At 53.4% G+C, this 12888-nt stretch carries 5 protein-coding genes; all 5 read right to left on the minus strand.

The window, feature by feature from the left end:
• Positions 1-1151: alpha-amylase (locus FBQ85_16670; GenBank protein ID MDL1876780.1), on the minus strand; the 1151-nt coding region annotated here is incomplete at its 3' end.
• Between the two features lie 349 nt (positions 1152-1500).
• The gene (locus FBQ85_16675; GenBank protein ID MDL1876781.1) at positions 1501-3588 is read right to left on the minus strand and encodes a S9 family peptidase; all 2088 of its coding nucleotides are present in this window, start codon (positions 3586-3588) and stop codon (positions 1501-1503) included.
• Between the two features lie 394 nt (positions 3589-3982).
• A complete protein-coding gene (locus FBQ85_16680) occupies positions 3983-6184 on the minus strand; it encodes a TonB-dependent receptor (GenBank protein MDL1876782.1) in 2202 nt (733 codons plus the stop codon).
• Positions 6185-6305: 121 nt separating this feature from the next.
• Positions 6306-6830 carry a hypothetical protein gene (locus tag FBQ85_16685; GenBank protein ID MDL1876783.1) on the minus strand — a complete coding sequence of 175 codons (525 nt, stop codon included), beginning with the start codon at positions 6828-6830 and terminating at the stop codon, positions 6306-6308.
• Positions 6831-7041: 211 nt separating this feature from the next.
• Positions 7042-12048: a hypothetical protein gene (locus FBQ85_16690; GenBank protein MDL1876784.1), complete on the minus strand. Its 5007-nt coding sequence runs from the start codon at positions 12046-12048 to the stop codon at positions 7042-7044.
• Between the last annotated feature and the right edge of the window lie 840 nt (positions 12049-12888).

Here is a 12888-nt window from a genome sequence, read left to right on the forward strand (position 1 = left end):
TAAAACTTCAGCAAGCGCAGCAATTCTGCTTGAAACTCTCCCGGCAAAAGCGTGGCGCGTTTTTGGTTGATGAAGAATTTCATCGTCGCATACGCAAACGGATAGTTCATAATCGAGTTGAACATTTCATTGCTGATCCATTCCGGCGCTTCACTCCAAATCTCGGCGGAAAGATAAACCTCCGGGTTTAGGCGGCGGGCATAGGCGCACCAGTCATGCCAGAATTTCGGCGCCACATCCTTGGTGGCATCCAGGCGCCAGCCATCAACACCGTCCTCCGGATTGCCGTCGCCGTTGGGATCCATCCAGCGTTTGGTGATCGCCCAGGCATAGGCCCTGGGACCGGCCGGCAAACCATTTTCATCTTCGCGAAATTCGGGCAAGGTCCACACATTCCACCAGCCCTGATACTTCATCTCGTTTATAGGCGTAGCCGGATCATCCCATTGCTTGATATCAAACCAATCGGCATAACGCGATTTCTGTTGCTGCGCGAGTACGTCTTGGAAAGCCCAAAATTCACGGCCAACATGATTAAAAGCGCCGTCGATCACCACGCGCATGCCGCGCGCATGCGCAGCTTTGATCAACTTGAGAAACACGCTGTCGGCGCTCGACCACGCCCATGCCGTGGTATCTTTTTTCTCCTTGTGCATCAGCTCAAGATCAGCATCGCGGTTGCCGCCGAAATCCGCCTCGATGTGATGCCAGGTGCTGGCATCGTATTTATGGCTCGAAGGCGATTCGAATATCGGCGTGAAATAAAGCGCGGTGACGCCCAGATCCGCGAGATAGTCGAGTTTATCGATCACACCGAGAAGATCGCCGCCGTACATACGATTGAACACGTTTTCAGCATAAAAGTCGTCGCTGTGTTTGCGTTCCCACGGTTGCAGTTTATACCAATTCGACGTCCACGGCGAAACCTGCCATTCTTCGGCGTGATTGTGGCCGAGTGTGCGCGAGGCGATGGGGTCATTGTGTGTATCGCCATTGCGAAAGCGCTCGGGAAAAATTTGATACCACACCGCGCCCTTGGACCACTCCGGAATATGAACTTGCGCCTGCGCGGCGGCTTTCGGATTAGGCAGGCAAACCAGAAGCGAAAAAATGTGCAAGGAAAGAAACTGTTTAATTCTTCTTGAGATCATATGGCTTTCACTTTTATTGCATCACAGTGCCAATGCGCGACCATCGGATGGCATTGTTAATCCTATCCCATGAAAAATAAATCAACCGGGTGCAATTCCCCAAATTTGGTGCAGTAAATATGCCACCCTTCGGGTTTTACCCTTTTCTTTTTGGCTATCTTTCTATAATCATGTCATTCCTTCGGGATTCTCGGTTCGGAAAATCCCGAAGGGATGGCATGATTATAGTCATTTGGCGTTTTTTCTTCATGAAACCACGAAGTGGTGACATCATTTCGCGACTCGGCGTAATGCTGTATGCGATAGGGGCTGCCTCCAGCCATCTCGCTTCACTTTCCAGCAATCAAAATTACGGCAGGGCTTCAGTCTCGCCGGCCAAGCCCACTTGCATCAACATAAAGGCATAATCGAGCGCAATCTCGCGCAGGCGATCGTAACGTCCCGAAGCGCCGCCGTGGCCCGCGCCCATGTTGGTCACGAACGCCAGTGGATTTTTGTCGGTTTTCAAGCTGCGTATTTTTGCGACATATTTTGCCGGCTCCCAATACATCACTTGACTGTCATTGAACGAAGTTTTCACCAGCATCGCTGGATAACTCTTTTTGGCTAGATTCGTGTAGGGGCAATATTGTTTGATGTACTCATACTCCTCTTTCTTTTTAGGATTGCCCCATTCTTCGAATTCACCGACGGTGAGCGGCAGCGATTCATCGAGCATGGTGTTGATGACATCGACAAACGGCACATGCGAGACCACGGCTTTGAAAAGATCGGGCCGCAAATTCGTCACCGCGCCCATCAGCAAACCGCCGGCACTGCCGCCTTCGATGATCAGGCGGTCTTTCGAAGTAAATTTCTCAGCAATCAAATATTCCGCGCTCGCGATGAAATCCGTGAACGTGTTCATCTTGTTCAGCATGCGACCTTGATCGTGCCAGGCCTTGCCCATCTCGCCGCCGCCGCGAATATGCGCAATGGCCACGGCAAAGCCGCGATCCAGCAAACTCAACCGGTTCGAATTGAAGCTTACCGGCAGCGCAAAACCGTAGGAACCGTAACCGTTGAGCAGCATCGGGCTGCGGCCGTCCTTCTGAAGGCTTTTTTTATAAACAATGGAAATCGGAATGCGCGCGCCGTCTTTGGCCGTGGCATAGAGCCGTTCCGAAGCATATTCATTTTTATCATAGCCGCCCAATACTTCGGTCTCCTTCAGCAGCGTGCTTTGGCGCGCCGTGACATCATAATCGAATACTGAGCTGGGCGTGAGCAGGGATTGATAACTGTAACGCAGCAGATTCGTGTCCCATTCACGGTTCGTCGACGGAAACACGCTGTAGGCCGGCTCCGGAAAGGCGAGATAATGGCTCTCACCGCTTTTCAGATCCGTGAGACGGATTTGCGGCAAGCCGTTTTGGCGTTCATAAAGGGCGTAAAAGTTGGCGAAGCAATCAATGCCTTCCAACATCGTTTCGGGCCGGTGCGGGATGATTTCCTTCCAATTCTTTTCATCCGGATCATGCACCGGTGCCGTCACCAGGCGGAAGTTGCGGCCCGTGTCGTTTACGCGAATATAAAAAAACTCGTTGTGATGATCGACTTCGAATTCACGATCCTGCTGGCGCGGCAGCAGGATTTGCCATTCACTTGCAGGCGCGTCGGCGGAAATGAAACGCGCTTCCGTGGTCGTCAAGCTGCCGGAATAAAGAATCAAATATTTTCCGCTGCGCGTGCGGCGACCGAATAAATTGAAGCGCTCGTCTTTTTCTTCATATAACAAATCATATTGCTCCGAGCCGAGAACATGGCGATACAGCCGGTAGGGCCGCTTGGCGGCATCTTTGGTGACATAAAACAATGTTTTGTTATCCGCCGCCCAAAATACCGAGCCAACATCTTTGGCATGATCGGGCAACAGCTCGCCGGTCGCGAGATTTTTGATTTGCAAATTGTAAATGCGAAAGCCGGTGGAATCGGTTGAAAACGCCAGCAAATTGCCGTCATCACTCACCGCATAAGCGCCGAGTCCCATGAAACTTTTGCCAATCGCAAGCTGGTTGAGATCGAGCGTGATTTCTTCGGGCGCGTCGAGCGCGCCTTTCTTGCGACAGTAGATCGAATACTGTTTGCCCTGCTCGGTGCGCGAGTAATAAAAGTAATCGCCCTGGCGATAAGGCACGGAAAGATCGGTTTCCTTGATGCGGCCGAGCATTTCCTGATAAAGCTTCTCCTGCAGATCTTTGGTGGGAGCAAGCAGTTGTTCAGCATAGGCGTTTTCCGCGTTGAGATACTTCTTCACTTCGGGATTGGTTTTCTCGCGCAGCCAAAAATAATCATCAACGCGCAGGTCGCCGTGAATCGTATCGCTTTTCGGCCTTTTTCCCGCAACCGGCGGGGCAAGCTGGGCCAACGCGAAATTTGTCGAGAGGAAAAACAACATAGACAGCGCCATTAGGTTGAATTTTAGAAACGTTCGGGTTGTTCGATTCGAGTCCATGATCCACCTCCTCATTGAAAAATTAATACTTGAGCTAACCCTCGGGTCTTATAAAAACGTCCGGTTGCAATGCAAGCCGAGCATTGTCAGGCCGCATCAAGGAAAGGTCACAGCCTCAAGAAGTTTCAATCCGTGTTGAAAAGCAAGCATTTTTTGCCCGGCAATAAAAAAGGCGACTCCGTCCGAAAGGAACCGCCTTGGCGTTGAAATGCTATCAAGCCATGCCCGTGTTGCATATGTATGAGGCACGAGAAAATGAAGTCCGGCTCCAGCGCTTAACCCGGCTGATGGATAAGTTATCGGGCATACCGAACGGCTGATCAGATACGACTTCCGCTTATATTCTTGGCTTGCCCCCAGTAAAAGACACGCCAATGACGTAATTGCGCGGCAGTCCGGGCTCCAAAAAGATTGGCACACCGTTCACCATATCTGGATTGACGAATGCGGAGGCCGCATATTTTTTGTCATTCAAATTATTGACGCCGAAAAAGGCGTGCACGCTCAGCCCCTCCGTGAGTTGCAACGGTTGGCGCAATCCCACTGTGAGATTAATGACATTGTACGACGGCACGTTGATGCGATTGGCATCATCGACAAAATATTCGCCAATGCCTTGCAGATTGATTTCGGCATACAGACTCGCCAGTTTGGGCGGTTCGAAACGGAGGGCGAGATTGTAGAAAACTTCCGGCATGCCCGCAACTTTGTTGTTGTTGTAGTCGGCAAATTTTCCGGCGCTGCCGTAGTGCACCGAATCAACTTTGTACTCAACATATTTGCTGCTGGCATACGAAAACGCCGCCTGCAGGGCAACGCCGAAAGCGAATTCCGTTTTGGCGCCAACTTCCAGGCCGCGACGCTGCGTTTGCCCGGCAGTAAAATAAAATCTGCCGCCGCGATACGGAATGATATCGTTCTTGATATTAATGCGATACGCGGCCACCTCATACGACAGCGAACGCAGCACTGCCGCGCCGGCAGGGACGATGACTTGTTTGGCGCCGATTTCCAACGTGGACGATTGGATGGGATCGAGCAGGGGATTGATCGCATATACTTTATCCTGTCCAAAAGTCGAGGCGGGATCGGTTTCGTTGCCGGCCGGCACTTCGATGCCGCCGCCCACATTCGCATAAAAACTATGCGCCGGCGAGGGGCGATAGTTGAGGCCAAATTTCGGCGTCCAGCGCGCAAACGATTTTTCGGAATTCAACGCGGTGTTGATGAAATCTTGCGTGTGATACCTCACGTCGCTGTAGCGTGTGCCTAGCAGTAAACTCACACGTTTGCCGAAGCTCAACTCCTCCTGCACAAACATGCCAAAGGTATTTGCGCCTTCTCGTTTGTTTTGTTGCAACACCTCGCCGCGTTCGTTGGTGGACGAAAGGTTATAAAACAAAATCGCGCCATCTTGATAAGCTTCATCCACACCGAATTGAAGCGTGCTCTGCACCGCGGCAGAAAGGTTTTGGTGAAAACGATATGCCATGTTGCCGCCGACGTGGTAGCGGTTGAAATCACGGAACGTGCCGCGCTCGGAACGCTGCAAATATTTTGGCTCGACAAAAGCCAGGGCAGAAAAGCCATGCGTGTCGTTGAGATCGTGATTCAAGGCCGCCGAGATGCGCCCCAAGCGATTGTAGCGCCGTTCACTGCGCTGCAGGTATGTGGCATTTGCCTGCTGCGGCCCGGTCTCAAACTGCGCCTGTGACAGCGGGCCGGGAATAAGGAATTTGTTTTTTGCGCCGACGAGATACACGCCGAATTTCGTGTGTTCGCCGGGATGGGACAACAAGCTGATATTCATCAGCGTTCGCTCGCTTGCCGAGTTTTGCCGCCAGCCGTCAAACGAGGTGTTACTCAACGCCAGCGCCAGTCTCGCCTCGCCTAACCTCACACCGGTTTGCAACGTATATTTCTGCAAGCCGAAACTGCCGCTCAACACCTGCGGCGAAACAAAAGCCGCCTCGAACGTGGGCGCAGAAATAATATTGATCACGCCGCCCGAGGCATTGCCCCAAACTGCCGAGGCATTCGAACGAATCACTTCAATGCGTTTCGCCAGGCTCAAATCAATCAAGTCAAATGCCGTTCTGCCGTCCGGCTCCGTTTGCGGCGAACCGTCGAGCAAAATGCGAATACCGCGAGAGGTGCCGGCGTTGGAACGATCACCGGCGCCGCGCGCGCCAAAGCCGCGAATGGTGATGCGAACATCCTGCTTGCCGGCGCGCGATTGCGTCAGCACACCAGGAACGAATTTCAGCGCCTCTTCCAGGCCATAGCCGCGCGTGTTTTGCAGCCGCTCCGGGCCGAGCACGCTGATGGCAAGCGGAACATTAATCGCCTGCTCCGGATAGCGCAGGGCAGTCACGGTAACTTGCTCGAATTCGTAAACCGTGCTGTCGGCCGCATTCGTGTTAGTCTGCTCGCTTTGCGCGGCAAGTGTGACGGCCGCGCCGCTGACAATCGCGAGCACAAAATTTTTCCAACCACGTTTGGCGATACACATCGTGTTATCTCCTCGCTTAAAGTTCATACGACCGCATAAAAATCATGAGGGCTCACGCACAGGCAGCGCAGGCCAATAATGCAATGCCAATAACCGTGCAAAGGCGGGTCATGGCAAACCATGTACGGCAAAAAATTTTTACGGGATCTTATGCTTCAGGCGGGGGGGTGGGCGGAGAGGTAATCCAGTTTTTTAATTCGAAACAATCATTGCTCAATGTCATTTCTGCGATTGCCTCACGGCAAGCGGCCTCATCTCCGGAGCTAAAGAAAAGCAGGCCACATATATTCAAAAGCTTTTCAAGACGTTGCTGCTGTTCCGGATTTTGGCTCATGCCGCGTTTGACCAATTCCTCGAGATGGGCAAACAGTTGCGTTTCCTTTTCATCAGCAAGACAGTAATACCAGGTTGTGTCGCCATGACTTTCCTGGCGAACGATGTCATACATCTTGCCATCATATCGGAATTCGTGTTCGTCAACGCGCTGAAACGCAGGGTCGGGCTTCTCCTCACAAATTTTGAACAGAACTAGCTCCGCCTGCGGCACGCCGGCTTTTATTTGCTGCTTGATTTCCCGGCGAATGCCATGCTTTTGGATTTCAAAGACAACAATATAGCCTGCTGCCTGCAACAGCATGAAAAATAAAAGCGCAATGGCCACGAGGTTCCGCATAGCAGGCAATTATAAGAAAACCTCCCACGTACGTCCACCAAATTCCAACCAAGAGGTCGGTAAAGCACATGTCAAGATACAGCCGGACTCCCGTCATCATCTCTGCTGTGAGCAGGGGGATTTACGAAAGTCCGGCTGCCAGCCAACTCTTAACCTGTAAACCGTAAGACGCAACTTCAGCGATTACGTTTTATGCCTTACGTTTTACCTCTCACTTCACAAACGTCATTTTGCGCGTCTGCGTAAACGCCACGTCGCCGTTCGCGCCGTGGACGATAAGCCGATAGAAGTAAATGCCGCCGGCAACCGCGGCTCCGGAGGCATCGCGACCGTCCCAAATCACTTGGTGGCGGCCGATGCCAAAGCTGCCGTTAACCAGCTCTCTCACCATTTGACCGGAGAGCGAATACAGCTTCACTGTCACGTTGCTCGCTTCCGGCAGCGCAAAGCGGATCGCGGTTTCGGGGTTGAACGGGTTGGGGTAATTCTGCGCCAATTCATAACTGGCCACCGGCGCATTTTCATCATCCACTTCATAAACCTCGCCCGGCGTTTTCGGCAGGTTACCCGGCCCCGGCAAGGTGCCCGGCGAGTCGTGGTGCAGGAACAAGCAATCGCGTTCGACGAGAATTTCTTTCGCGCAGATCGTGCCGCGCAATTGGCTGTTCTTCACCAACGTCACGACCGCGTTCGGCGCGTTGAAATTACCCAAGAAATAGGCCTCTTTGCCGATACTCACGCCGCTAGTTTGCTTCGTGTTGAACGTCAAGAGCTTGCTGTCCGCCTCGCCGTTGGGCAACAAGCGAATCTCGCCTTCTTTGCCAAGTTGAAAATTGCTCACGACGTTGATCGTGGCCGGATTGCCGCCCGTAATCGTGATCTCGATCACGGTGTTCGAGCTTGCAGAACGCAACTCGGTCATAAAATATTCGCCGCTGGAGAGTTTGAGGGTACCGCTGCTATTCACGGTGACAATGCCGTACGAACCCGGCGCGAGCACGAGCGAGCCTCCGCTCGGCACGGTTTTGTTCGAGCCAGTAGCGCTGTAGCTCAAGCTCGGCAATGGTTCGTTCGCCACCGGCCCAATCGTCTTGGTGCCGTTGATCTTGCCGGAATTGCTGATGCTCGGCGCTTTCACATTGCCGTTAATGGTGTTGTCTTTGTTGATGGTGATCTTGCTCACCGCGGTGAGATTGGAATTGTACGTGCTGGGATCGCCTTTTGAAACCGTCAACGTGCCGTTGGAATGCATGTCACCGGCAGGCGTGTGTTGCTTGGTGCGCGCGAGTGTAATCTTGTTTCCGAGTAACACGAACGGTTTCACTTGCAACACCGTTACGTTCACGTCCACTTGATCGGTGGCAACGCCGCCAAATCCATCCAAAACGGTGAGCGTGTAGGTCGTGCTGGTGATTGGCTGCGCAAGAGGATTCGCCGCATTCGGATCACTCAAGCCCGTGGTGGGCGACCACTCATAAGTTAAAGGCGGAATGCCGCCAATCGCCGAGGGACTGCCGCCGATCGTGGCGGAACCGCCGACGATGATGCTGCGATCCGGTCCGGCATTCGCGCTTAAAGCATTCGGATTTGTCACCGTGACGCTCTTGAGGGCGTAGACGACGTCGTTCGTCACGCCGTCGGTCACGTACACTTCCACCCGCATATCGCCGGAAGGCTGGCCGGCCTCGACCTCCACGGAGCTTTGGTCGTTATCGCCGCCGATCGTGCCGTTTGTCACTATCCACAGATAGCTCGGATTGCTGGCATCGGTGGTGACGGTGTAGGTGTGCGTGGTGCCGGGATTCACCGGATCGTCGCCGCTGATGCTCGCTGCGAACAAGGCGTTGACCGTAACCGCGACATTGTCCGAAGCGGTCGCATTCATGCCGTCTTTCGCCGTCAAGCGCAAAACGTAATTGCCTTTTGCCGTGGGTTTGAAAATCGTATTCGGCGAGGCGGCATTGCTGAATTGCTCGCTGCCCGCGTTCGGCCCGGATTGGACCGCCCAAGCATAGGTGTAACCGCCGTTGCCGCCGCTGGCGAAACCGTTGAGCTTGGTCGCGCCGCCGCTATGCAGATTGTCATTGCCGGCATTGGCGATAAGCATCGCCATCGTGCCACAAGTCGTCCCGCTGGTCACGCCGCCCGGCGCTACCCAGTTGGAAGTCGTGCCGGTTAGCGCGAAGTTGTTCAGTGTGCCGTTGTTGTTGTTCGCAGTCAAATCATCAAGGGTGGTCTCACCAACATTGTTGCCGCCTGCCCGACCGTGGTTGAACTGGTAGTAAGCCACGAGACCGGCTTCCGTGCCAGTCAACTCGCAATTCATTTTCGCCTGAATATCGGCCTGGCCGCGCACAACGTTCCAGATGCGGAATTCATCAATTTTGCCCTTGTGGCGATAATTGATAAGAGGCCAAGCTCCCACCGTCAACCCGGAGAGAGCGATATTGGGTCCGTCTGAGACGGCTCCCGATGCGACTAAAACCCCATCCAGATAAATGCCCTTAAAAGTGCCGCCGTTCCCTTCAGAGACTAATGCGACGTGCGTCCACTTGTCAAGATATGGCATATAGTTCGCGCTTACTCGTCCGTTAGCCGTGTTGTCTCCATAGTCCCAATGTAATGTGCCGGAGGGATTTGGAGCATGTGCCTGGCAACGGTTTGGAGTGTCTTGATTGCCGACACTAAAAGAGCTTGAGGTCTGCAGATCGCTGCTTGCGAAATAACTCCAAAATTCAACCGTGATGGCTCCACCGGTCGGCCACGAAAAACCCGGCGCGGTGACATCATCATTCACCCCGTCAAACGCCAGCGCCGCGCCCGGCGGAGGCACCAAATCCGTTTCCCACAACCCGCGGCCAAACGTGCCTGCGCGCAGCTTGCCGCTGTTCGCATGAATCTCCAACTCGCTGATTGGTACGTTGGGCAAGCCGGTTTGATAAAGCTGCCAATCCGAAAGCGTGTTATCGCGATAATACACGCCGACGTCAGCGCCGGCATAAAGCGCATCCGTGCCGCCGTTGTTGTGGTAGACAATCGTGTTGAACGGCAGATTCGGCAACGTGCCGGAATAATTCGTCCAGGTCGCACCGCCATCGGTAGAAGCCCAAACCTTGTTGCCGCTCAAATAGCCGGACAGGGTGAGCCATATTTTTTGGGGATCGTTGCTGGCCACGGCAATTTGCTTATAGGCCGCGGCCGGCAGCCCGGCGGTGATGCCGGTCCAGTTGGCGCCGCCATCACTGCTGCGATACACGTTGGCGGTTTTGGTGACATAAATATAATTCGCATCCGAAGGCGCCACCTGCAAATCCACAATCGTCGCGGTGTTCGCAAAAGTGGAAAGCTTGGTCCAGCTCCCGCCGCTGCTGGTGGTCTTCCAAACATTGACGTAACCGGCGTACAACGTGGTGTTCGAGACCGGATCCATCACATACGGCGTCACCCACGCGCCGGTCTCAGTAATGTTATTTTTAATGGAAGACCACGTCACGCCGGCGTTGCTCGACCTTTTCAAGCTGCCGCGTTGGGTAGCAGAATAAACGATGTTGGAGTTGGTGCGATCAACCAGGCATTCGGCGCCATCGCCGCTCATGAAACTGTCCCAAATGCCCGAGCCGCTGTAACGGGTGATGGTGTTGTCTTGTGCGCCGCCATAAACCAAATTCGCGCTATTGGGATCACTGGCGATGCGATAATACTCCGTGGTGTTCATCCCCGCGCTGAGATCGGACCACGTGGTGCCGCCGTCGGTCGATTTAAAGAAACCGCCGTCGGTGCCGGTGTAAACGTTCGAACCATTAAATTCGAAGAGATGCACGTCGGCATGGACATAAGCATTCGGATTGGTGTTATACACCCAATGCGTTTTGTTGGTCCAATTCACGCCGCCGTTGGTGGATTTCCAAATGTTCACGCCGCCGGTATAAAGCTCGTCGGCATTGGTCGGCGAAACCCCAAAGGCCAAATCATAAGAGCCTTGGCCTGCGGTAACATCGGAACCGTTGGTTAGATAACCGAGAATATTCGGAGTCGTCGACTGGGTGGTGAATGAAACGCCGCTATCGGTCGAACGATACAAACCACCAAAACTGTTGTCCGCCGATTTACTGACAAGCAAGTAAACGTAATTCGCATTAGCGGGGGTGACGCCGATTTCAAGTCTATTCGCGGTGGTCGGCACGCCGCTGGTAATCTGGGTCCAGGTCTCGCCGGTGTCGGTTGATTTCCAGAAATCCATCGGGTATGGCGAAGTTACAGATTTTACCGTCGCATAGACGGTCGCCGGATCGCCCGGTTTGAATTCTATTTCCCTAGTCGTTCTGTAATAACCGCCCATCCCTTTTCGTGACCAAGTTGTGCCGGCATTTGTGGTTTTCCAAAACCCATTGCTGGCCGCTGCCACCAGAATGTTGGAATTGGTCGGATGCATGAGCAACTTGTAGATCCTTCGGCTTTCCGTGACTTGAAAATTGAGTCCGGTGGTGTTCCAGGTCGCGCCGCCGTCGGTTGATTTCAGCACGCCGACGCTCTTGGTGTCGCTGCCGTCATTGTCGCCGGTGGCGATATACATGATGTTCGTATTGGTGGGATCGATCACAATGCTTGAGACGCCCAAAACCGGAAGGTTGTCGGTGTTGGTGCTCCAGCTCGCGCCGCCATTGGTGCTCTTCCACAAACCGCCGGCCGGCGTGCCGAGAAAGATCGTGTTGGCATCGGTCGGATGAAAAGTGATTGCCGAAACGCGGCCCAAGCCCGGCGCCACGCTGTTTGACGTAAGCACCCACGAGGTTGGGCCCAGTGAAGTCCAATTGGCCGACGGAATGGCCGTGGCCACCGCATCAGGCGTCGCTGCGCCTTTCATGAGCGCGCCGTGCCGCTGAAAATATTGTTGCATGGCTTTGAAGTCTTGATCCGGATCCGGCAAGTTGCCGCTGGGGTAAACGCGCGGTTCCATCCAATATTCCCAGCGCTTGAAGCTCGTATAGCCTGGCACCTTGGCCTCATCCTCGAATCCTTCTTCATCCGCTCCCTTTTTAAGCAGCGCGTTTTGCAGCGCCTGCGCCTCGGCTTGTTCAAAACTGCGCTTGACGTCATAGAAATTCGCGCCCTCTTCGCGCAGCTTGCGCCACTCTTGCGCCGAACTTGTTCCCAACATTGCAACCAGCCACGCCATGCAGGCAATGGCGGTCACGCGATTAAACCTTGCTCTACTCATTACAGCCTCCTGAAAATTTGAAGGTTAAATGGTTGATTTGCTAAATGGTTGAATGGCTAAGTTATGGCTCAATTCAACGGCGGAAACGGCTTAACCATGGAACCATTTAACCATGAACAGTTTTTGAAGCTTACTGTAAAGCAATCTTGTTAGGTGTTGAACACAGCCATGCTTGGAGAGAGGGAGTCAGCCATGACAAAGGAGGTTGATCTAAATTTACTCTCTCATAATACCGCAACGCGCGCGGCATGAATATCAATTAGGTTGCATGCCGAAAATTTTTTTGCGAGGTCGCCGTTCGATGACCCTCAGATTTTTTTCAAAAAATCCCGGCCGTTTGGCATTTGAATTGGCATGGCTTACTTTCACTCTTTCTCATACTCTTACGCGCATGTGAAAATCTGTACGGCGAGTAAGCCTATGGCCTAGACTAGGGGTGTAGCCGGAAAGTCTGTTTTCGGTCAAAACTCACACTCGAAAGCAGGTGGTTAGCTTCACAGAATATGCACGGAAAGGGGGTTTCGGCCACACCCCTACGGGTGTAGCCGAAAAGCCTGTTTTCGCTCAAAACACGTACTCGAAAACAGAGGGTTAACCTCATCGATTATGCAATAATAAGTGGGTTTCGGCCACACCTCTAGGCGCGCATAGATCATGAGTACGAGAAAGAGTGCAAACAACGAACAACCAGTTTACCTGACCAACGCCATCTTCCTCACCTCCACAAACTTCTTCGCCTGGGCTGGGCTTTGCACCTCGAAGCGATAGTAATAAATCCCGCTGGCCAGCGCTGCGCCGTTAAAGAGAACGCTGTGCGCGCCCGCCGGCTTTACGCCGTTG

The organism is Cytophagia bacterium CHB2 (genome assembly GCA_030263535.1).
In the GTDB taxonomy this organism is placed as follows: domain Bacteria; phylum Zhuqueibacterota; class Zhuqueibacteria; order Zhuqueibacterales; family Zhuqueibacteraceae; genus Coneutiohabitans.